The sequence below is a fragment of the Variovorax sp. DAIF25 genome, from assembly GCF_050711835.1.
GTDB lineage: Bacteria > Pseudomonadota > Gammaproteobacteria > Burkholderiales > Burkholderiaceae_C > Variovorax.
In genome coordinates this window covers 89083-110081 of record NZ_CP136636.1, presented here as the reverse complement: position 1 = coordinate 110081, position 20999 = coordinate 89083, and the positions used below count along the sequence as shown (strand labels likewise).

Genomic DNA, 20999 nt, shown 5'->3' with positions numbered 1-20999 from the left:
TTGACACTCATTGTTCAGGTGCTTATTGTTCGTCTACAGGCAAGATACTGCACATTCTCCGGCCTCGCAAGCGGGGAGTTCGCAGGTCCGACCCACCCCACGATTCCACGACAGGTACCGCGATGACTTCCAAGCAAAGCTTCCATGCGCTCGTGGCCGGCCTGACCGCCGAGCTCGCCGGCCGGCCGCTGGACGCCGACCTCGACCGCTGGCTCAACACCCACCACGGCGCCGGCAGCCCCACCTTCGCGCAGCTCAGCGCCGCCTGCCGCCAGGGCGTGGCCGAAGGCTGGCTCTGCGAGCGCGAAGGCGGCGGCATCAAGTACGGCCGCGTCTTCAAGGCCGAGGACGCGCTGCACCGCTTCTCGGTCGACGTGGTCGACATGCAGGACATCGCCGGCCCGCACCACACCCATCCCCAGGGCGAGATCGACCTGATCATGCCGCTGGACGACAGCCCCGCCGCCAGCTTCGACGGACGGCCCGCGGGCTGGTGCGTCTACGGCCCCGGCAGCGCGCATCGCCCGACCGTCGCGCAAGGCCGCGCGCTCGTTCTCTATCTGCTGCCCGAAGGGCAGATCAAGTTCACCGTATGAGGCACTCCCCCAGGCTTGCCCACTCCGTGTGGCCGCCAACCCCCTCGCCGGGGGCAACACCAGCGGCCCGGCAAAGCCGGTTCCGCGGTGTTCCCCGAATCTGCACACATCGAGAGCCCATCGAATGACCGAGCTTCTTCCCAATCACATCGCCGGCCGCTGGCAAAGCGGCTCGGGCGCCGGCACGCCCCTCTTCGACCCGGTGCTCGGCACCGAGCTCGCGCGCGTCGACGCCACCGGGCTCGACCTGCCCGGGGCCTTCTCGTTCGCCCGCGAACAGGGCGGCCAGGCCCTGCGCGCCCTCACCTACCGCCAGCGCGCCGGCTTGCTGGCCGCCATCGTCAAGGTGCTGCAGGCCAACCGCGATGCCTATTACGAGATCGCCACCGCGAACTCGGGCACGGTGAAGAACGACTCGGCCGTCGACATCGACGGCGCGATCTTCACGCTGGGCCAGTACGCCAAGTGGGGCGATGCACTCGGCGACGTGCGCGCTTTGCGCGACGGCGAGGCCGCCAGGCTCGGCAAGGAGCCGCTGTTCCAGTCGCAGCACCTGCAGGTGCCCACGCATGGCGTGGCGCTGTTCATCAACGCCTTCAACTTCCCCTCGTGGGGCCTGTGGGAGAAGGCCGCGCCCGCGCTGCTCTCGGGCGTGCCGGTGATCGTGAAGCCGGCCACCGCCACCGCCTGGCTCACGCAGCGCATGGTCAAGGACGTGGTCGACGCGGGTGTGCTGCCCGCGGGCGCGCTGTCGGTGATCTGCGGCAGCTCGGCCGGCCTGATGGACCAGCTCCAGCCCTTCGACGTGGTCTCGTTCACCGGCTCGGCCGACACCGCCGCGCTGATCCGCTCGCACGACGCCGTGGCGCGGCGCTCGGTGCGCGTGAACATCGAGGCCGACAGCCTCAACAGCGCGCTGCTGCTGCCCGGCGCCGCGCCCGGCAGCGAGGCCTTCAACCTGCTGGTGCGCGAGGTGGTGCGCGAGATGACGGTGAAGGCGGGCCAGAAGTGCACCGCGATCCGCCGCATCCTCGTGCCGGCCGAGCTCTACGACGCCGCCGCCGAGGCGATCGGCGCCAAGCTCGCGGGCGTGAGCGTGGGCAACCCGCGCAACGAGGGCGTGCGCATGGGCTCGCTGGTGAGCCGCGCGCAGCTGGCCGCGGTGCGTGAGGGCCTCGATGCGCTCGCCGCGCAGACCCAGGTGCTGTACGACGGCCGCGACCGCCCGCTGGTCGACGCCGACCCCGCCGTGGCCGCCTGCATCGGCCCGGTGCTGCTGGGCGCGCGCGATGCCGACGCGGCGCAGCAGGTGCACGACATCGAGGTCTTCGGCCCGGTCGCCACGCTGCTGCCCTACCGCGACACGGCCCATGCATTCGCCCTCGCCCACCGCGGCCAGGGCTCGCTCGTGACCTCGCTCTACGGCGCCGACGAGACGGCGCTCGCGCAGGCGGCGGTCGAACTCGCGGCCAGCCATGGCCGCGTGCACGTGATCACGCCCGAGGTGGCGCAGGCCCAGACCGGCCACGGCAACGTGATGCCGATGTCGCTGCACGGCGGCCCGGGCCGCGCGGGCGGCGGCGCCGAACTCGGCGGTCTGCGCGCGCTGGACTTCTACCACCGCCGCAGCGCGGTGCAGGCGGGCAACGGCGTGCTCGCCGCCCTGGGGCTGTAGCCGCCCCTCTATCTAGATACCGACGCAGCGCCCCCACAGAGGCCCCAAGGAGACACACGATGAGCCTGCCACCCCGCTTCAACTTCGCCGAGCACCTGTTCGCGCTCAACCGCGAGCGCGCCGCGCGCACCGCCTACGTCGACGACCGCGGCACGCTGAGCTACGGCCAGCTCGAGGAGCGCGCGCGCCGCCTGGCCGCGGCGCTCAAGGCCGCGGGCCTGCGCCGCGAGGAACGCGTGCTGCTGCTGATGCTCGACGGCAACGACTGGCCCGTGAGCTTCCTCGGCTGCCTCTATGCCGGCATCGTGCCGGTGGCCGTCAACACGCTGCTCACGCCCGAGGACTACGCCTACATGCTCGACCACAGCCGCGCGCAGGCCGCGCTGGTGTCGGGCGCGCTGCTGCCGGTGCTGCAGGAAGCGATGGCGCGCGGCGGCCACGAGCTGCACACGCTGCTGGTGTCGCAACCGGCGGGCGCGCTGCCCGAGGGCGCGCAGGACTTCGAGGCCGCGCTCGCCGCCGCCGAGCCGCTGGCCGCGCCCGCGCTCACGGCCTCCGACGATCCGGGCTTCTGGCTCTACTCCTCGGGTTCCACCGGCAAGCCCAAGGGCACGGTGCACACGCAGGCCAACCTCTGGTGGACCGCCGAGCTCTACGGCAAGCCGGTGCTGGGCCTGACCGAGGACGACGTCTGCTTCTCGGCCGCCAAGATGTACTTCGCCTACGGCCTGGGCAATGCGCTGACCTTCCCGCTGTCGGTGGGCGCCACCGTGGTGTTGATGGCCGAGCGCCCCACGCCCGATGCAACGTTCCGCCGCTGGGTGGAGCACAAGCCCACGGTCTTCTTCGGCGCCCCCACCGGCTTCGCGGGCATGCTCGCCTCGCCGAAGCTGCCGGCACGCGAGGCGGTGGCGCTGCGCATGTGCTCGTCGGCCGGCGAAGCCCTGCCCGGCGAGATCGCACAGCGCTTCAAGACGCACTTCGGTTGCGACATCATCGACGGCATCGGTTCCACCGAGATGCTGCACATCTTCATCTCGAACCGGCCCGACGACGTGCGCTACGGCACCACGGGCAAGCCGGTCGAGGGCTATGAAGTCGAGCTGCGCGGCGAGGACGGCCGCGCCGTGCCCGATGGCGAGGTCGGCGACCTCTACATCCGCGGCCCGAGCTCGGCGCTGATGTACTGGACCAACCGCGAGAAGTCGCGCGAGACCTTCCAGGGCGGCTGGACCAAGAGCGGCGACAAGTACACGCGCGATGCCGACGGCTACTTCACCTATGCGGGTCGCAGCGACGACATGCTCAAGGTCAGCGGCATCTACGTCTCGCCCTTCGAGGTCGAGGCCACGCTGATGCAGCATCCGGCCGTGCTCGAGGCCGCCGTGATCGGCAAGGAGGACGGCGAGGGCCTCACGAAGACCAAGGCCTTCGTGGTGCTCAAGGACGGCGGCGCCACCACCGAGGACGAGCTCAAGGCCTTCGTGAAGGAGCGCCTCGCGCCCTACAAGTACCCGCGCTTTCTCGAGTTCGTGGCCGAGCTGCCGAAGACCGCCACCGGCAAGATCCAGCGCTTCCGGCTGCGCGAGAGAGAGAAGCAGGCATGAGGCACGCTCCATCTTGCTCCCTCCCCCTCCGGGGGAGGGTCGGGGTGGGGGCATCGGCCCTCGCATGCGCAAGGCCTGTGCGATCGCCGCGCGCCCCCATCCCGACCTTCCCCCAAAGGGGGAAGGAGCAACAGCCATGAACGCCGACTTCGCCACCATCGACTGGCGCGGGCGCGCGGTGCGCATCGAGTGCCAGTGGATCGCGCCCGAGCGCGCCGACGCGCCGCTCGTCGTGTTCCTGCACGAGGGGCTGGGCTCGGTCGCGATGTGGAAGGACTTCCCCGCGCGCCTGTGCGAAGCCGCCGGCGTGCGCGGCCTGGTGTTCTCGCGCCCCGGCTACGGCCGCTCGACGCCGCGCGCCGACGATGAGATCTGGGACGTCGACTTCATGCACCGCCAGGCGCACGAGGTGCTGCCCGCGCTGTTCGCCGCGCTCGCGCTCGACGGCGAGCAGCCCTGGCTGTTCGGCCACAGCGATGGCGGCTCGATCTCGCTGCTCTACGCCGCGCGCTTCCCCGAGCGCGTCGCGGGCCTGGTCGTGCTCGCGCCGCACATCTTCGTGGAAGACGTGACGGTGGCGAACATCGAGCTCGCGCGCACCGCCTACCTCGGCACCGACCTGCCGCAGAAGCTCGGCCGCTACCACGACAGCGCCGACTCGGCCTTCTGGGGCTGGAACCGCATCTGGCTGCATCCGCCGTTCCGCGACTGGAACATCGAGGCCGAGCTCGACGCGATCCGCTGCCCCGTGCTCGCCGTGCAGGGCCTCGGCGACGAGTACGGCAGCCTCGCGCAGATCCGCGGCATCGCCGCGCGCGTGCCCGGTTGCGAGCTGCTCGAGATCCCCGAATGCGGGCATTCCCCGCATCGCGATCAGCCGGATCGTGTCATCGTCGCGGCCACTTCGTTCATCACCAAAAACAGGAGACAAACCTCATGACCATTCGCCACACCACCCGCCTCGCGCTGACCGCGCTGTCCTTCGCCGCGCTGTGCACGGCCGCCTCGGCCCAGGGCACGGGCAAGCTCAAGGTTGGCCTGATGCTGCCCTACAGCGGCACCTTCACCGCGCTGGGCGTGGCGATCGAGAACGGCTTCAAGCTCTACGTCGACGAGCAGGGCGGCAAGCTCGCGGGCCGCGAGATCGAGTACTTCAAGGTCGACGACGAGTCCGATCCCGCCAAGGCCACCGACAACGTCAACAAGCTGATCAAGCGCGACAACGTCGACGTGATCGTGGGCACCGTGCACTCGGGCGTGGCGATGGCCATGGCCAAGGCCGCCAAGGAGAGCGGCACCGTGCTGATCGTGCCCAATGCCGGCGCCGACGCCGTGACCGGCCCGATGTGCGCGCCCAACATCTTCCGCAGCTCGTTCAGCAACTGGCAGCCGGCCTACGCCATGGGCGAAGTGGCGGCCAAGCAGCAGGGCAAGAAGAAGGTCATGACCATCACCTGGAAGTACGCGGCCGGCGAGGAGTCGGTCAACGGCTTCAAGGAAGGCTTCGAGAAGGCCGGCGGCAAGGTCGACAAGCAGCTCACGCTGCCGTTCCCGAACGTGGAGTTCCAGGCCCTGCTGACCGAGATCGCGGCGGCCAAGCCCGATGCGGTGTATGCCTTCTTCGCGGGCGGCGGCGCGGTCAAGTTCGTCAAGGACTACCAGGCCGCGGGCCTGAACAAGACCATCCCGCTGTACGGCCCGGGCTTCCTGACCGACGGCACGCTCGAGGCGCAGGGCGAATCGGCGCAGGGCATGCTCACCACGCTGCACTACGCCGACGGCCTGAACACGCCGCGCGACACCGCCTTCCGCACCGCCTACGCCAAGACCTTCAAGCTGCAGCCCGACGTGTACGCGGTGCAGGGCTACGACGCCGCGCAGATGCTGGGCGTGGGCCTGGCCGCCACCAAGGGCGACATCACGAAGAAGGCCGACTTCGCGGCCGCGGTCGAGAAGGCGAAGATCGACAGCCCGCGCGGCACCTTCACGGTCAGCAAGTCGCACAACCCGGTGCAGGACATCTATCTGCGCAAGGTGGAAGGCAAGGAGAACAAGCTGGTGAGCACGGCGATCAAGGGTCTGGCCGACCCCGCGCGCGGCTGCAGGATGTAACCCACCCCCGTCCCTCGCTCGCTTCGTGCAGCTCGACGCCCCCTCGAGGGGGCGACACCCGCGGACCGGCCAGGCCGGATCCGCGGTGTCTCCCGAACATCGCGGCGCTTCGCGCCCGCTCCCCCAGCCCAACCCGGATGACCTAACGTGGACTTCGGCACCTTCCTCGTCCAGTGCCTGAACTCGGTTCAGTACGGACTGCTGCTCTTTCTCGTGGCCTCGGGCCTGACGCTGATCTTCGGGATCATGGGCGTGATCAACCTCGCGCACGGCAGCTTCTACATGATCGGCGCCTACATGGCGTTCTCGCTGGCGCCGCTGTTCGGCGACCAGTTCCTGCTGATGCTGGTGGCCGGCGTGGTGCTCGCCGCCATCTTCGGCTACCTGCTCGAGTGGGCCTTCTTCAGCTACCTCTACCAGCGCGACCACCTGCAGCAGGTGCTCATGACCTACGGCCTGATCCTGGTGTTCGAGGAACTGCGCTCGATCCTGGTGGGCAACGACGTGCACGGCGTGAAGGTGCCGGCCTGGCTCGACGGCAGCTTCGCGCTGGGCAGCGTGATGAGCTATCCCTGGTATCGCCTGTTCGCCTCGGCCGCCTGCATCGTGCTGGCGCTGGCGCTGTACTGGGTGGTCAACCGCACGCGCCTGGGCATGATGATCCGCGCCGGCGCGAGCAACCGCGACATGGTGCGCGGCCTGGGCATCGACGTGAAGCGGCTCTACCGCATCGTCTTCGCCGCCGGCGTGGCGCTCGCGGCGCTGGCCGGCATGATCGCCGCGCCGATGTCCTCGGTCTATCCGAACATGGGCGCGAGCGTGCTCATCATCTGCTTCGTGCTGGTGGTGATCGGCGGCATCGGCTCGATCACCGGCGCGCTCGTCGCCTCGCTGCTGGTGGGCTTCGTCGACACCTTCGGCAAGGTGTTCTTCGCCGACTTGAGCGGCATCGGCATCTACCTGCTGATGGCGATCGTGCTGATCTGGAAGCCCGAGGGGCTGATGGGACGGCGTCCATGAGTTCGATCCCCAGGACCTCCACGCGCATGATTGCCTCCACGCCCTCTTCTTCACTCGCCCGGAACGGCGGCTCGTTCGGCGGCGCGGCGCTGCCGCTGGCTTGCGCGCTGGCCATCGGCATCGCCGGCCCGCTGCTGGGCAACTACGCCTCGGACTTCATCGTCAAGGTGATGATCCTGTCGATCTTCGCGCTGAGCCTCGAGCTGCTGGTCGGCATGACCGGCCTCGTGAGCCTGGGCCACGCGGCCTTCTACGGCATCGGCGCCTACGTCACGGTGCTGGCCTCGGGCGCCGAGGGCGGCAACTTCGCGCTGCTGCTGCCCGCGGCCATGGGCGCGGCCGGGCTCTACGCGCTGTTCGTCGGCGCGCTGAGCCTGCGCACGCGCGGCGTCTACTTCATCATGGTGACGCTGGCCTTCGCGCAGATGGCCTTCTTCGTGTTCCACGACACCAAGGTCGGCGGCGGCAGCGACGGCATCTACCTCTACGTGCGCCCGGCCCTCGGCGCGCTCGACCTCGAGAACCGCACGGTGCTGTTCTACGTGGTGCTGGCGGCGCTGGTGTTCACCTACGCGCTGCTCGCGCTGCTGCGCCGCTCGCGCTTCGGCGCGGCGCTCGCGGGCATCCGCGTCAACGAGCAGCGCATGCGCGCGGCGGGCTTCCCCACCTACGCCTACAAGCTCGCGGCCTTCGTGCTGGCCGGTGCGCTGGCCGGCCTCGCGGGCTTCCTGCTGGCCTCGCGCGACGGCGTGGTCAATCCCGAGCTGATGGCCTGGCACAACTCGGGCGAGGTGCTGCTGATGGTGATCCTCGGCGGCCTGGGCCACCTGCGCGGCGCGGTGATCGGTGCCATCGCCTTCACGCTGCTCAAGGAGATCTTCTCGACCCACGCACTGCTCGGCCCGCTGGCCGACCACTGGCAGCTCACGCTGGGGCTGACCATCATCGTGTTCGTGGCGCTGCTGCCCAAGGGCCTGATCGGGCTGGTGCAGCGGCTGTCGCCGAGGAGCGGGGCATGAACGCACGCATGAACGATTCGGTGCTGCTGTCCGTCGAGGGCCTCACCCGCCGCTTCGGCGGCCTGGTCGCGGTGAACGCGGTCACGCTCGACCTGCACGTGGGCGAGGTGCATGCGGTGATCGGCACCAACGGCGCGGGCAAGTCGACCCTGATCAACATGCTCTCGGGCGAGATCGAGGCCTCGGCCGGCCGCATCCGCCTCGATGGCGAGGACATCACGACGCGCGCGCAGTTCCGCCGCGCGCTCGCGGGCGTGGGCCGCAGCTACCAGCGCACCACCATCTTCCCGGAGTTCAGCGTGCACGAGAACTGCCGCCTCGCGGCGCAGGCGGCCACGCCGCGGCCCTGGGCGATCTGGCAGCCGTCGCGCGGCTGCGCCGCGAGCTCGGCCTCGGCCGACGCGGCGCTCGAGGCCGCGGGCCTCGCCGCCGAGGCGCACCGCATCGCCGGCACGCTGAGCCACGGCGCGCAGCGCCAGCTCGAGGTGGCGATGTGCCTGGCCACGCATCCGCGCGTGCTGCTGCTCGACGAACCGCTGGCCGGCATGGGCGCGGAGGAGACCGACCGCATGCTGAACCTGCTCGCGCAGCTCAAGGCCACGCACGCCATCCTGCTGGTGGAGCACGACATGGACGCGGTGTTCCGCGTGGCCGACCGCATCACGGTGATGGTCAACGGCACGGTGATCGCCACCGGCAGCCCCGACGCGATCCGCGAGAACCCCGAAGTCCGCACCGCCTACCTGGGAGAGGAACACTGATGCCCCCACGCTCTGCACTTCGTGTCATCGCTGCCCCCCGGGGGGGCGCAGGCCTGCCTTGGGGCGGCCCGGCGGGAGGCCTCTGATGCTCAACGTCAAGGACCTCAACACCTACTACGGCAACAGCCACATCCTGCGCGGCGTGCATGCCGAGCTCCCGGCCGCGACCTCGGTCGGCCTGCTGGGGCGCAACGGCATGGGCAAGACCACGCTGATCCGCACGATCATGGGCTACGTGCGCCCCGCCTCGGGCGAGGTACAGGTCGACGGCCGCACGGTCACGGGCCTGCCGCCCGAGAAGATGGCGCGCCTGGGCATCGGCTACGTGCCCGAGGGCCGCGGCATCTTCCCCAACCTCTCGGTGCGCGAGAACCTCGTGATGAGCGAGCGCGCGGGCATCGACGGCCAGCGCGCCTGGACCTTCGAGCGCGTGATGGCCACCTTCCCGCGGCTGGCCGAGCGGCTGTCGCACGGCGGCCAGCAGCTCTCGGGCGGCGAGCAGCAGATGCTGTCGATCGGCCGCGCGCTGATGACCAACCCGCGCCTGCTGATCCTCGACGAAGCGACCGAGGGCCTGGCGCCGCTGATCGTGGCCGAGATCTGGCGCGTGATCGAGCAGATCCGCCAGACCGGCATCGCCACCCTGATCGTGGACCGCGACTACCGCAAGGTGCTCGCCCACACCGAGCTCGCGGTGGTGATGGAGAAGGGCCAGATCGTGCGCCAGGGCGCCTCGGGCGCGCTGCTCGCGCAGCCGCAGGCGCTGGAGGCGCTGCTCGGGGTCTGAAGGCCCACCGTCATGACGCGCGAGATCAGCCTGCTCGACACCACGGGCAAGCCGTTGCGCATGGACGGCCGGCTGCTGCTGAACGCGGGCGCCACGCCGTGGCAGGGCTTCGCCTTCGAGGTGCGCGCGATGATCGGCGACGGCGAGAACCCGGCCTGCTACAACCCGCATCCGCTGATCGGGCTGTGCGTGCGCGGCCATCTGAGCGGCGTGATGACGCAGGGCCGGCGTTCGCACCGCATCGAGACGCGCGCGGGCAGCATGAGCATCTTCGAGCGGGGCTACGAGGTCGACCGCGCGAGCTGGACCGGCTGCCTCGAGGAGATGATCGCGATCGAGATCCGCCCCGAGGCGCTGCGCAGCCTCATGCCCGAGAGCGATGGCGAGCTGCACCTGCAGACCCAGCTCTCGACCACCGACGCCACCTTGCAGCTGCTGGCCACCGCCATGCGCGACGAGATCGAGCGCGGCTGCAGCTCGGGCCGGCTGCATGCGCAGGGGCTGTCGATGGCGCTCGCGAGCTACCTGCAGGGCCGCTACGGTTGCGCGCGCAGCACGCAGCGTCCGCGCGGCCGGCTCTCGCAGGCCGACCTGCGCCGCGTCTACGACTGGGTGATGGCGCACCTGGCCGAGGACTTCGGCATCGACACGCTCGCGGCCGAGCTGCAGATGAGCGCGGTGCACTTCACGCGGCTGTTCCGCGCCAGCACCGGCGCCACGCCCTACCGCTACGTGATGGAGCAGCGCGTGCGGCAGGCGCTCGCGCTGCTCGACGGCCCGCTCGCGCTGGCCGAGATCGCGCATGCGGTGGGCTTCTCGAGCCAGGCGCATTTCACGCAGGTGTTTCGCCAGCTCGTGGGCAGCACGCCCGCGCGCACGCGTGCATCGCGGGTAAGTCCGAGGGCCGGTTGAGGGAATCCTGCAAGCGCTGATCGCATGTCGATAGACCGTGCGAGGCACGCTCGGCACATTCGATGTCTGCCAACACAGGAGACAGAAGATGCGCCACCACAACAGATCCCACACCCGTTCCGTTCCACCCTCCATCGCCCTGCTGTGCCTCGCCGCGGCCGCCGCGCTCTCGGCCTGCGGCGGCAGCGGCTCGTCGGGCACCGTGCTGCCGATCGTGCCGGCCGCGCCGCCACCTGCCGCACCGGTCGCGCTGACATGCGACGACAGCCTCAAGACCGCGTTCAAGCCCGATGCGAACACCACCGTGCGGCTGGTGAAGCAGTTCAGGAAGGGCGATGACCTCAACCTCGACGGCAAGGCCACCGGCACGCTCGCGGCCAGCGACCTGTGCATGGTCAAGCTCAACGTGGGGCCGGGCCACGCCGGTCCCGCCGGCGCGCCCTCGACCTCGCCGGGCATCGGCATCGAGGTCTGGCTGCCCGCCAAGGCCGCGTGGAACCAGCGCGTGCGCGTGCTCGGCGGCGGCGGCTTCGCGGGCGAACCCTCGATCAGCGCGCTCGACCGCATCGGCAACGCCGGCGGCATCGATTCGCCTTCGCGCGTGGCCGGCACCGAGGGCTCGGTCAGCGCCATCACCGACACCGGCCATGCCTCGTCGAGCCCCGTGGCCGGCACCGACGGCGCCTTCGCGATGAACCCCGACGGCACCGTCAACACCGCGCTGTGGACCGACTTCGCGAGCCGCGGCATCCACGAGATGGCGGTCAAGGCCAAGGCGCTCGCGGCCGGTTTCTACGGCGATGCACCGAAGTACTCGTACTGGGATGGCTGCTCGACCGGCGGGCGCCAGGGCCACATGCAGGCACAGGTCAATTCCGACGACTTCGACGGCATCCTCGCCGGCAACAGCGCCATCAACTGGAGCACCTTCATCACGGCCGAGCTCTATCCGCAGGTCGTGATGCAGCGCGACCTCGGCGGCACGCCGCTCACGCCCGAGCAGGCCACGCTGGTGTCCTCGGCCGCCGTCAGCGCCTGCGACAGCCAGCTCACCGGCAAGCACGAGGGCTTCATCAGCGACCCGGCCGCCTGCCGCTACGACCCGGTGCAGGACAAGGCCGTGCTGTGCACCGCGAGCGGCGGCAGCAATGCCACCGCGGCCTGCCTGAGCACCGCGCAGGCGCAGGCCGTCAACAAGATCTGGTACGGCCAGACCCGCGACGGCAGCGCCCCCGCGGCCGCGGGCGACATCGGCTACGGCCCCACGCTGGCGTCGAACCAGCTCTGGTACGGCCCCACGCGCGGCACCGCGCTCTCGGGCCTGGCCGGCTCGGCCGGCGGCGTGCCCGCGCCCTTCCCCATCGCCGTGCACCAGGTCGCGCTGAACCTGCAGGACCCGACGATCGCCACGCCCGATTTCATCAACGCCACCGGCAACGGCGCCGACCGCTGGAAGGGCCTGGGCTACGCGCAGCTCGCCAACGCCAGCGACCGCGGCAAGGCGCTGCAGGGTGCGTTCGCGAACATCAACGCCGACGACCCCGACCTCGCGCGCTTCCGCGACCGCGGCGCGAAGATGCTGACCTACCACGGCCTGGCCGACCAGGTGATCCCGAACTCGGGCACCGCCCACTACTACGAGCGCGCGGCCGGCGCGATGGGCGGCATCGATGCGCTGCAGAAGTTCTACCGCTACCTCGAGATCCCCGCGATGGGCCATTGCATGGGCGTGGGCTCGGTCGACGGCCTGCCCGGCACCAGCCCCGCGGCCAACCCGCCGCTGCCCGCGCCGAACCAGCTGTTCACCGCGCTCACCGACTGGGTCGAGAAGGGCATCCCGCCCGAGAACCTCGTGCTGCGCAACGGCGACAAGTCGCTCGCGCGGCCGCTGTGCACCTATCCGAAGAAGATCGCGTACCTGGGCGGGGACACGTCGAAGGCGGAGAGCTTCGCCTGCCGCTGAGCCGTGCGCTCAAGCCGCGCGCTGCTTGACGACCGTGGGCTCGATGGCCGGCGCCGGCCACAGCGCGAGGTGGTAGCGGTCCTCGCCCTCGAGCCCGTCCTCGGACAGCGTCGCGAGCCCCGCGTAGCAGGCGCGCACGCGGTAGGTGCCCGGCGCGATCGCTATGCGTGCGGCGTCCGGAAAGTAGTCGGTGCAACCCGCGATCGCGAGGCGCCCGCTCGCCGTCGCGAGCGTGCACTCGACGATGTGCTCCCAGGCATCGGCATCGAGCGGCGGCGCGGCCTCGAGGATCTCGAGCGTGACCGGCACGTTCATGTTGCGTACCGTGCCGATGCCGACCACGCCGGGCGCGGTCGCGAGCATGCGTTCCACGGCCTCGTCGCTCCATGCATCGGAAAGATCGCCTTCGGCGGATTCGTCCTGGATGTAGAACTGAAAGTAGTCGGCGAAGAGCTGGAAGGTGTGCATGCATCGGTCTCCGGTGGAGACGAAGCGTAGCGCGTCCCGGTGAAAGTCCGGTGGCGCACCGGGTTTCACCTCTGTGCTGCGACAGCGCGACAGCCGAATGATGTCCGGCTGCGCGGCCGCGCTCCGATCTTCCGGCGGCCGCCCGCCATCGCGAGGTCGAGCATGCCTTCCCTGCAATCGCGCCACATCGACAACGTCTATTCGATCGCCACCGGCACCGCGCTGGCCGATCCGGCGACCAGCCTGGTCCACAAGTCGTGGGCGCGCTGCGTGCGCGACCATGGCCTCGATCCCTCGCGGCCCACGCCCGCGCGCATCCTGCCGGCGCACGAGGTGCGCGCGCACCAGCAGCAGCTCGAGCACTTCCTGTGCACCGCGCGCGCGGGCATGGAGGACATCTACCGCCGCGTGGCCGACCTCGGCTACATGGTGCTGCTGACCGATGCCGAGGGCATCACGGTCGACTACATCGGCAACCCGGCCTGGGACGACCAGCTGCGCAAGGCCGGCCTCTACCTCGGCGCCGACTGGAACGAGGCGCACGCGGGCACCTGCGGCGTGGGCACCTGCCTGGTCGAGCAGGCACCGATGACCTGCCACCAGACCGAGCACTTCGACGCCACCCACATCGCGCTGACCTGCACCACCGCGCCGCTGTTCGACCATGGCGGGCGGCTCACGGCGGTGCTCGACGTGTCGGCGCTGCATTCGCCCGAGGCCAAGGAGAGCCAGCACCTGGTGCGGCACCTGGTCGCGATCTACGCGCGCATGATCGAGGACGCCGATTTCCTGCGCCACTTCCGCGGCCACTGGGTGCTGCGGCTGGGCAGCGCCTTCGGCCTGGTCGACGTGGCCGGCGAGCTGATGCTCGCGCTCGACGAGGCGGGCACGGTGGTCGGCGCGAACAGCAGCGCGCGGCGGCTGTTCGCGGTCCATCCGGTCGGCACCGGCGTGGCCGAGCTGCTGCGCATGCCGCTCGATGCGATCTGGCGCCTGGGCGCGAGCGCATCGGCCATGCCCTTCGCCCACACCGTGCTGCTGCCGGACGGCGGCGAGTACCACGCCTCGCTGCTCGCGCCGCGCGTGGCGCGCCGCACCGCCGCGCCGGTGGCGCCCGCCGAGCGCAAGACCTCCCATGGCGCCGACCGACTGCCGCCGCTCGAGGGCATCGCAGGCGACGATCCCGCGATGCAGTCGCTGCTCGCGCAGGCGCGCCGGCTGGTCGACCGCGGCATCCACGTGCTGATCGAGGGCGAGACCGGCAGCGGCAAGGAGGTGCTGGCGCGCGCGCTGCACGGCGCGAGCCGCCGCGCGGCCCTGCCCTTCGTGGCCGTGAACTGCGCGGCCATTCCCGATTCGCTGATCGAGAGCGAGCTGTTCGGCTACCTGCCCGGCACCTTCACCGGCGGCCGCAGCAAGGGCATGAAGGGCCTGATCGCGCAGGCCGACCGCGGCACGCTGTTCCTCGACGAGATCGGCGACATGCCGATGGCCCTGCAGACGCGGCTGCTGCGCGTGCTGTCGGAAGGCGAGGTGCTGCCGCTGGGCGGCGACGCGCCGCAGCGCGTGGACCTCGCGGTGGTGGCCGCCACGCATCGGGGCCTGAGTGAACTCGTCGCGGCAGGCCGCTTCCGCGAGGACCTCTACTACCGCCTGTGCGGCGCCGTGCTGAAGCTGCCGCCGCTGCGCGAGCGCCGCGACCGCCGCCACCTGATCGACCGTCTGTTCGCCGAGGAGGCCGCGGCGATGGATTCGAATGCACGACTGTCGGCCGAAGCGATCGAGGCGCTGATGACGCACCGCTGGCCCGGCAACCTGCGCGAGCTGCGCAACGTGCTGCGGCTCGCGCTGGCGTTGTGCACGGGGCGTGAAGTGAGGATGGAGGACCTGCGGCTGCCGGAGCGTGTTGCGGTGGCGATGCCCGCGGCGGCCGTGGTCGACGCGGCCGAGGACACGGCCGCCGAATCGGAGCGCCTGCTCGCGGCGCTGCGCCAGCACCGCTGGCGCGTCGCGCAGGCGGCCGATGCGCTGGGCCTGAGCCGGGCCACCGTGTACCGGCAGATGAAACGGCTCGGCATCGTCGCGCCCCGGCGCGGCTGATCGCACACCGCTACAGCGCGGTCCACTCGTTCGATTCGTAGCAGGCCTTCAGTCGCTCGTGCAGCGGATGCGACACCGAGAACTCGGTCGCGTCGATGCGTCGCAGCGGTCGCACCGTGTCGGGCACGTTGGTCCAGAAAGCCAGCTCGAAATCCTTGATCTCGTCGATGCGGATGTCGCGCTCGACGAAGGGAATGCCATGCGAGCGCATGCCCAGCCGCAGCAGGTGGATGGCGCCGCCGGGCAGCGCGGGCGCGGTCGGCAGCACCACGCGGCGCCCGTCGTAGAAGCCAACGTTCCACGTGCTTCCCTCCGAGATGCTGCGCCGCGCGTCGAGGAACAGCGCGTCGTCGAAACCCGCCGCCTGCGCGAGCTTGCGGTGGTGGAACAGGCCGAAGGTGCCGACATGCTTGACCTCGGGCAGCACGCGCTCGTGCTGCACCGAGCGCACGGCGCGCGGCGGCGGCGCCTCGGCCGCGAGCGGCGACTGGGTGACGAACATGCCGGCGGGCATCGAGCGGGTGAGGTCGGCGAAGTCCGCCACGCGCGGGAAGACGTTGACGCGCACCAGCCAGGTCCGGTCGTCGTCGGGCACGGCCTCGCGCACCAGCCGGCGCACCCGCTCGCCCTCGAGTTCGCTGCCGAACAGCAGCCGCGTGCTGCGGTCCAGCCGGGCCAGCTGGAAGTCCAGCCCCTGCACGCTGCGCCGGCGGATGCGCATGGTGCTGAAGTGCCCGTAGTTGGCGAGCGCCATCGCGCGCAGGTCGCCGACCGAGGGCGGCTCGCCGTCGATGCGGCCCACGGCCGGTGCGGGCGCGGGCACATCGGCCGCGCTGACGCCGCCGATGGCCGACAGGCCCACGGCGAGCATCGCGCGACGCCCGAGGAAGGAAGCGTTCTCGAATCGCATCTCAAGCTCCTGCAGTTGGAAAACCATGGCGCGCCCCGGCCCAGGCATCGACGAGAAAGGCCAGCACCGCGGCATTGAAGTTCTGCGCCTGTTCGAAGTACGGCGAATGCCCCGCGGCCGCGATCTCGGCCACGCGGCTGCCCTCGACCTGGCGAGCGATGTCGCGCACCACCGCGGGCGTGACCACGCGGTCCTCGGCCCCGACCACGAACAGCGTCGGGCAGTGGATGCCGCGCAGGTCGTCGAGCGCGAGCAGCTGCTCCGGCGCGAACAGCGCTGCGAGGCGCTCGCCCCATCCCGGGCCGCCGTCGCCGGCCGCGGCCCCATGCACCGCGGGATTGAACTGGTTGATCTGCCGGTACAGCCAGGCCATCGCGGGCCGCTCGCGCACGAAGGCCGGGCTCAGCGCGCGGTCCTCGAGCTCGGTCGCCGCCACCTCGCCGAGAAAGGCCGCGACATTGGCCAGCATCCGGGGATGGTCGATCGCCAGCGGCGAGTCGCAGCAGGCGAAGGCCCACACCCGCTCGGGATGCCGCAACGCGAGCCGCGCGCCGGTCATGCCGCCGAGCGACTGGCACACCAGCGCGGCGCTGTCGATGCCCTCGGCATCGAGCACCGCGAGCGCATCGGCCACCAGCGCCTCGTGCCCGAAGGCCTCGAGCGGCGCGACCGAACGACCGAAGCAGCGCGCGTCGAACGCGATGCAGGTGAAGCGCTGCGAGAACGCGGGAATCTGCTGCCACCAGGTCGCGGCATTCGATCCCGCGCCGTGGCAGAACAACAGCGCCGGCCCCTGGCCCGTGCGCTCGTAGTAGATGTCGACGCCGCCGGAATGCACGAAGCTCATGCCGATGCTCCTCGCACAGCGCTCATTCGGGCCGCACGCCGATGCGGCGCGCGAGCGTGCGGTAGCGCTCGGCCTCGGCGGCCAGGAAGCGCGCGGCCTCGGCCAGGCTCATGCGCTCGGACACCTGCGAGCCCGAGGCCTCGAGGGTCGTGCGCACCTGCGGGTCGGCCAGGCTCGCCTGCAGCGCCTTGTGCAGGCGCTCGACCACGGCCGCGGGCGTGCCCTTGCGCACCATCGGCCCGGCCCAGGCGCCGGCCTCGTAGTCGGCGGCGACGCGGCTTTCCGCGAAGGTCGGCACGTTCTTCATCTGCGCGAGGCGCTGCTTCGAGGCGACGGCGAGGATCTTGAGCCGGCCGGTCTCGGCCAGTCCCAGGTAGCCGGTGGTGAAGGGCATCAGCGCGAAGTCGAGGTTGGCGCCGCCCAGGTCCTGGATCAGCGGCGCGCCGCCGCTGTAGGGCACGTGCATGACCCTGGCATCCATGCGCGCGGCCAGGTCCTCGGCCGCGAGATGGAACATCGAGCCCACGCCCACGCTGCCGTAGGTCAGCGGCTGCGCGGCCGAAGAGCGCGCGAGTGCCGCGAAGGCGTCGAGGTCGTCGGCCGCGAGCGCCTTGCGCGTCAGCAGCACCAGCGGGTTGTTGGTGGCCGGCGAGACCAGCACGAAGTCCTCGAGCTTGAGCTTCACCGCGGCGCGCGCGAGCGGCGCGAGGATCACTTCGTTGGGCGAGCCCTGCAGCACCGTGTAGCCGTCGGCCGGCGCGTTCAGCACCTTCTGCGCGGCCAGCGCGCCGCCCACGCCGCCGAGGTTCTCCACCAGCACCGGCTGGCCCAGCTCGCGGGCCATGCGCGGCGCGATGGCGCGGGCGATCACGTCGGCCGGCCCGCCCGCGGGATAGGGCACGACCCAGTTGACCGGCCTGGCGGGCCAGGCCTGCGCACCCGCGACCAGGGGAAGCACCGCGAGGCCGATGGCCAGGCGGCGCGCGATCCATGTGAGGCTCATCTCGAACTCCGGCTGTGGTTGACGTGGGAGCGGATGCTACAAACGCGGTCCCGCGCGGCACAGGACCTTTTCCGCCACTCGGGGTACACAATCCGCCAAGCCCATGATCCGCTTCGACCTCTACCTGCCGCATGGCGGCCTGCCCGGCAGCGTCTTCGGCGCCATCGACATCCTGCGCGAGGCGAACTCGCTGGCGCGTGCGCGCGCGGGACGACGCATCGACGCGCCGGTGGCCTGGCGGCTGCTCGGGCCCGACGGCGGACCGCATGCGATGCGGCGCCTCGCGTTCCAGTCGGACGAGGAGGCGAAGCGCTCGCGCCGCGCGCCCGCCACCGCGCTCGCGGTGGTGCCGCCGCTGATGATGGTGACCATCCCGGGCCTGCGCCGGCTGGTGGCGCAGAACGCCGCGCTCTGCGCGCAGCTCGCGAGCCGCCACGCGGCCGGCGACTGGATCGGTGCCTGCGGCACCGGCCTATGGCTGGCCGGGCGCGCGGGGCTGCTCGCGCACCAGCCGGTGCCGCTGTCGTGGCTCTACCAGTCGGGCTTCGCGCACGACTTCCCCGACACCCCGATCCACAGCGAGACGCCGCTGACGCTCGGCCCGCATATGGTGCTGGCGGCCACGCCCGACCTGATGCATGCGATGGTGCTCAAGCTGCTCGATGGCGTCGGCCTGTCGGACCTCGCCGCGGCCTGCCGCGACAAGTTCCTCGCCAACCCGGAACGCCAGCACCTGGTGCTCGACATCCCCGAGCAGGTGGTGGGCACCTCGCGCGATGCGCCGCTGCACCGCGCCATCGCCTTCATCGAGGCCAACGCGGGCCGGCCGCTGACGGTGGCCGAGATGGCCTCGGCCGCGGCGGTCAGCGAACGCACGCTGGTGCGGCTGTTCGCGCGCCACATCGAGCGTTCGCCGATCCAGTTCCTGCACGAGCTGCGCGTGAAGCGCGCGCGCATGTGGCTCGAGGCCACCTGGCGCTCGATGCACGAGATCGCCGACGCCTCGGGCTACGCGGACGTCTCGACCTTCCGCCGCACCTTCAAGCGCATCGCCGGCATGAGCCCGTCGGAGTACCGCGAGCGCTACACGGTGCGCACGCCGCGCGCGGTGTGGCAGTTGCAGGCTTATGACGACGTGCTGGCGCCGAGGGCGGCCACCGGCAAACCAGCAACGCCACCACCACGCCCGCGCACCGCGCGCCGATAAGGCAGCCGCGCGGTCGGCCGCCGCCGTCGCACGGCTGTCTCACCCTGTCTCGCAGCCAGTGAGACAACGCATCGCGCCTGCACCAAAACCCCCGCCAAGTCCTTGATCCACCGTGCGCCGCCGCGCGGCACGAAAGCTGCGCAACGCAGCCTGCACCGTCCGCGGCGCAGCGTTCGTTCTCATCCATTCATACACGGAGACATTCGATGACCGCATCCACCGCCGCCCCCACGCGGGCTGCCGCCACCTGGCTGGCCGACTTCGGCGCCGCGCTCGCGCGCAACGACGTCGAGGCCACGGTCGCGCTGTTCGAGGCCGAGGGCTTCTGGCGCGACCTCGTGGCCTTCACCTGGAACATTCGCACGCAGGAAGGCGCGGGCGCGATCCGCGCGATGCTGGCGGCGCGGCTGGCCGACACGCAGCCCTCGAATTTCGCGCTCGAGGGCGAGGCCAGCGAGGCCGACGGCGTGACGGAGGCCTGGTTCACCTTCGAGACCCGGGTGGCGCGCGGCCGCGGCCACCTGCGGCTGCGCGGCGGCAAGGCCTGGACGCTGCTGACCACCATGACCGAGCTCAAGGGCTTCGAGGAGAAGACCGGCGCGAACCGCATCAAGGGCGCGGAGCACGGCGTGCACAAGGGCCGCCAGAGCTGGCTCGAGAAACGCGAGGAAGAGGCACGGACGCTGGGCTACACCGAGCAGCCCGAGGTGGTGATCGTGGGCGGCGGCCAGGGCGGGATCGCGCTCGGCGCGCGGCTGCGCCGGCTCGGGGTGCCCACCATCATCATCGAGCGCAACGCGCGCGCGGGGGACTCCTGGCGCAACCGCTACAAGTCGCTGTGCCTGCACGACCCGGTCTGGTACGACCACCTGCCCTACATGCCCTTCCCCGACGACTGGCCGGTGTTCGCGCCCAAGGACAAGGTCGGCGACTGGCTCGAGATGTACACCAAGGTGATGGAGCTCAACTACTGGAGCTCGACCACGGCGAAGAAGGCGCGCTTCGACGAGGCCACGCAGCGCTGGGAAGTGCGCGTGGAGCGCGAGGGCAAGGAGGTGGTGCTGCGGCCGAAGCAGCTGGTGTTCGCGCTCGGCGTGTCGGGCTACCCGAACGTGCCCGTGCTCGCGGGCGCCGAGAACTTCCAGGGCGACCAGCACCATTCGAGCAAGCACCCCGGGCCCGAGGCCTACGCGGGCAAGAAGTGCGTGGTGCTGGGCTCGAACAACTCGGCGCACGACATCTGCGCGGCGCTGTGGGAGCACGGCGCCGACGTGACCATGATCCAGCGCTCGTCGACCCACATCGCGCCCTCCGACTCGCTGATGGAACTGGCGCTCGGCGGCCTGTATTCCGAGCAGGCCGTGAAGAGCGGCATCGACCACCACAAGGCCGACCTGATCTTCGCCTCGGTGCCCTACCAGGTGATGCACACCTTCCACATCCCGGTCTACGACGAGATGAAGAAGCGCGACGCCGACCTCTATGCGCGGCTGGAGAAGGCGGGCTTCCTGCTCGACTTCGGCGCCGACGGCTCGGGCCTGTTCATGAAGTACCTGCGGCGCGGCTCGGGCTACTACATCGACGTGGGCGCCTCGGAGCTGGTGGCCAACGGCAGCGTGAAGCTCAGGAGCGGCGTGAACATCGAGCGCGTGAACGAACGCTCGGTGACGCTGACCGACGGCAGCGAGCTGCCGGCCGACCTGCTGGTCTATGCCACCGGCTACGGCTCGATGAACGGCTGGCTGGCCGACCTGATCTCGCCCGAGGTCGCCGACCGGGTCGGCAAGTGCTGGGGCCTGGGCTCCGACACGCCGAAGGACCCGGGCCCGTGGGAAGGCGAGCTGCGCAACATGTGGAAGCCGACGCAGGTGCCGAACCTCTGGATCCACGGCGGCAACCTGCACCAGTCGCGCCACTACTCGCAGTTCCTCGCGCTGCAGCTCAAGGCGCGCGCCGAAGGGCTCGACACGCCGGTGTACGAGCTCGCGCCCTCGCACCACCGGCGCTGAAGC

18 protein-coding genes are annotated in these 20999 nt (G+C 71.0%); 14 read left to right on the top strand and 4 right to left on the bottom strand.

All coding sequences use genetic code 11. The features are described 5' to 3' along the window. Window positions 1-122 precede the first annotated feature (122 nt). The 11 genes from R0232_RS00540 to R0232_RS00490 all read left to right on the top strand — a co-directional run bounded on the left by R0232_RS00540 (window position 123) and on the right by R0232_RS00490 (window position 12452). Entirely contained in the window at window positions 123-596 is a 474-nt protein-coding gene (locus R0232_RS00540; protein WP_431510922.1) for a DUF4863 family protein, read from the top strand. Between the two features lie 124 nt (window positions 597-720). Further along, window positions 721-2271 (top strand): 3,4-dehydroadipyl-CoA semialdehyde dehydrogenase, encoded by a 1551-nt coding sequence (locus R0232_RS00535; RefSeq protein ID WP_431510921.1) that lies wholly within the window; start codon window positions 721-723, stop codon window positions 2269-2271. A 59-nt stretch (window positions 2272-2330) separates the two neighbouring features. Beyond that, a complete protein-coding gene (locus R0232_RS00530; protein ID WP_431510920.1) occupies window positions 2331-3878 on the top strand; it encodes a benzoate-CoA ligase family protein in 1548 nt (515 codons plus the stop codon). Window positions 3879-4014: 136 nt separating this feature from the next. Next, the gene (locus R0232_RS00525) at window positions 4015-4818 is read left to right on the top strand and encodes an alpha/beta fold hydrolase (RefSeq protein WP_431510919.1); all 804 of its coding nucleotides are present in this window, start codon (window positions 4015-4017) and stop codon (window positions 4816-4818) included. Further along, window positions 4815-5990 (top strand): ABC transporter substrate-binding protein, encoded by a 1176-nt coding sequence (locus R0232_RS00520; RefSeq protein WP_093343725.1) that lies wholly within the window; start codon window positions 4815-4817, stop codon window positions 5988-5990. The genes R0232_RS00525 and R0232_RS00520 overlap by 4 nt, the downstream gene beginning before the upstream one ends. 147 nt (window positions 5991-6137) lie before the next feature. Then, the gene (locus R0232_RS00515) at window positions 6138-7010 is read left to right on the top strand and encodes a branched-chain amino acid ABC transporter permease (RefSeq protein WP_093343724.1); all 873 of its coding nucleotides are present in this window, start codon (window positions 6138-6140) and stop codon (window positions 7008-7010) included. Between the two features lie 26 nt (window positions 7011-7036). Further along, on the top strand, window positions 7037-8029 hold the full coding sequence (locus R0232_RS00510; RefSeq protein ID WP_431512954.1) for a branched-chain amino acid ABC transporter permease: 993 nt from the start codon (window positions 7037-7039) through the stop codon (window positions 8027-8029). A gap of 8 nt (window positions 8030-8037) precedes the next feature. Continuing rightward, window positions 8038-8790 carry an ABC transporter ATP-binding protein gene (locus tag R0232_RS00505; protein WP_093343723.1) on the top strand — a complete coding sequence of 251 codons (753 nt, stop codon included), beginning with the start codon at window positions 8038-8040 and terminating at the stop codon, window positions 8788-8790. 85 nt (window positions 8791-8875) lie between these two features. Then, complete coding sequence (locus R0232_RS00500) at window positions 8876-9577, top strand: ABC transporter ATP-binding protein (protein ID WP_431510918.1); 702 nt, start codon at window positions 8876-8878, stop codon at window positions 9575-9577. Between the two features lie 12 nt (window positions 9578-9589). Beyond that, a complete protein-coding gene (locus R0232_RS00495; protein WP_093343721.1) occupies window positions 9590-10489 on the top strand; it encodes a helix-turn-helix domain-containing protein in 900 nt (299 codons plus the stop codon). Between the two features lie 88 nt (window positions 10490-10577). Further along, window positions 10578-12452 carry a tannase/feruloyl esterase family alpha/beta hydrolase gene (locus R0232_RS00490; protein WP_431510917.1) on the top strand — a complete coding sequence of 625 codons (1875 nt, stop codon included), beginning with the start codon at window positions 10578-10580 and terminating at the stop codon, window positions 12450-12452. Between the two features lie 9 nt (window positions 12453-12461). Here the strand turns inward: R0232_RS00490 and R0232_RS00485 are convergent, their stop codons facing one another. After that, a complete protein-coding gene (locus R0232_RS00485; protein ID WP_431510916.1) occupies window positions 12462-12920 on the bottom strand; it encodes a hypothetical protein in 459 nt (152 codons plus the stop codon). A 162-nt stretch (window positions 12921-13082) separates the two neighbouring features. On the opposite strand from R0232_RS00485, the gene R0232_RS00480 reads away from it, so the two are divergent. After that, window positions 13083-15020 (top strand): sigma-54-dependent Fis family transcriptional regulator, encoded by a 1938-nt coding sequence (locus tag R0232_RS00480; protein ID WP_431510915.1) that lies wholly within the window; start codon window positions 13083-13085, stop codon window positions 15018-15020. Window positions 15021-15030: 10 nt separating this feature from the next. Here R0232_RS00480 and R0232_RS00475 read toward each other — a convergent pair whose 3' ends face one another. Genes R0232_RS00475 through R0232_RS00465 form a run of 3 tightly spaced genes read right to left on the bottom strand, consistent with a single transcriptional unit; the run spans window position 15031 to window position 17780 of the window. Then, entirely contained in the window at window positions 15031-15930 is a 900-nt protein-coding gene (locus R0232_RS00475) for an aminotransferase class IV (RefSeq protein ID WP_431510914.1), read from the bottom strand. Window position 15931: 1 nt separating this feature from the next. Beyond that, the gene (locus R0232_RS00470; protein WP_431510913.1) at window positions 15932-16777 is read right to left on the bottom strand and encodes an alpha/beta fold hydrolase; all 846 of its coding nucleotides are present in this window, start codon (window positions 16775-16777) and stop codon (window positions 15932-15934) included. 22 nt (window positions 16778-16799) lie between these two features. Next, window positions 16800-17780 (bottom strand): tripartite tricarboxylate transporter substrate binding protein, encoded by a 981-nt coding sequence (locus R0232_RS00465; protein WP_431510912.1) that lies wholly within the window; start codon window positions 17778-17780, stop codon window positions 16800-16802. Window positions 17781-17883: 103 nt separating this feature from the next. On the opposite strand from R0232_RS00465, the gene R0232_RS00460 reads away from it, so the two are divergent. Both R0232_RS00460 and R0232_RS00455 read left to right on the top strand, forming a co-directional pair. Continuing rightward, window positions 17884-18987, top strand: coding sequence for a GlxA family transcriptional regulator (locus R0232_RS00460; RefSeq protein ID WP_431510911.1), 1104 nt, complete (start codon window positions 17884-17886; stop codon window positions 18985-18987). 206 nt (window positions 18988-19193) lie between these two features. Beyond that, window positions 19194-20996, top strand: a complete 1803-nt coding sequence (locus R0232_RS00455; protein WP_208507516.1) for an NAD(P)/FAD-dependent oxidoreductase — start codon at window positions 19194-19196, stop codon at window positions 20994-20996. Window positions 20997-20999: the final 3 nt, after the last annotated feature.

What these genes read in the sequence shown, in the direction of transcription:
- R0232_RS00495 (WP_093343721.1), top strand. Translation starts at nt 9,590, where the DNA reads ATGACGCGCGAGATCAGCCTGCTCGACACCACGGGCAAGCCGTTGCGC.
- R0232_RS00500 (WP_431510918.1), top strand. Translation starts at nt 8,876, where the DNA reads ATGCTCAACGTCAAGGACCTCAACACCTACTACGGCAACAGCCACATC.
- R0232_RS00485 (WP_431510916.1), bottom strand. Translation starts at nt 12,920, where the DNA reads ATGCACACCTTCCAGCTCTTCGCCGACTACTTTCAGTTCTACATCCAG.
- R0232_RS00540 (WP_431510922.1), top strand. Translation starts at nt 123, where the DNA reads ATGACTTCCAAGCAAAGCTTCCATGCGCTCGTGGCCGGCCTGACCGCC.
- R0232_RS00490 (WP_431510917.1), top strand. Translation starts at nt 10,578, where the DNA reads ATGCGCCACCACAACAGATCCCACACCCGTTCCGTTCCACCCTCCATC.
- R0232_RS00505 (WP_093343723.1), top strand. Translation starts at nt 8,038, where the DNA reads ATGAACGATTCGGTGCTGCTGTCCGTCGAGGGCCTCACCCGCCGCTTC.
- R0232_RS00475 (WP_431510914.1), bottom strand. Translation starts at nt 15,930, where the DNA reads ATGCGATTCGAGAACGCTTCCTTCCTCGGGCGTCGCGCGATGCTCGCC.
- R0232_RS00460 (WP_431510911.1), top strand. Translation starts at nt 17,884, where the DNA reads ATGATCCGCTTCGACCTCTACCTGCCGCATGGCGGCCTGCCCGGCAGC.
- R0232_RS00480 (WP_431510915.1), top strand. Translation starts at nt 13,083, where the DNA reads ATGCCTTCCCTGCAATCGCGCCACATCGACAACGTCTATTCGATCGCC.
- R0232_RS00465 (WP_431510912.1), bottom strand. Translation starts at nt 17,780, where the DNA reads ATGAGCCTCACATGGATCGCGCGCCGCCTGGCCATCGGCCTCGCGGTG.
- R0232_RS00510 (WP_431512954.1), top strand. Translation starts at nt 7,037, where the DNA reads ATGATTGCCTCCACGCCCTCTTCTTCACTCGCCCGGAACGGCGGCTCG.
- R0232_RS00535 (WP_431510921.1), top strand. Translation starts at nt 721, where the DNA reads ATGACCGAGCTTCTTCCCAATCACATCGCCGGCCGCTGGCAAAGCGGC.
- R0232_RS00530 (WP_431510920.1), top strand. Translation starts at nt 2,331, where the DNA reads ATGAGCCTGCCACCCCGCTTCAACTTCGCCGAGCACCTGTTCGCGCTC.
- R0232_RS00455 (WP_208507516.1), top strand. Translation starts at nt 19,194, where the DNA reads ATGACCGCATCCACCGCCGCCCCCACGCGGGCTGCCGCCACCTGGCTG.
- R0232_RS00470 (WP_431510913.1), bottom strand. Translation starts at nt 16,777, where the DNA reads ATGAGCTTCGTGCATTCCGGCGGCGTCGACATCTACTACGAGCGCACG.
- R0232_RS00520 (WP_093343725.1), top strand. Translation starts at nt 4,815, where the DNA reads ATGACCATTCGCCACACCACCCGCCTCGCGCTGACCGCGCTGTCCTTC.
- R0232_RS00525 (WP_431510919.1), top strand. Translation starts at nt 4,015, where the DNA reads ATGAACGCCGACTTCGCCACCATCGACTGGCGCGGGCGCGCGGTGCGC.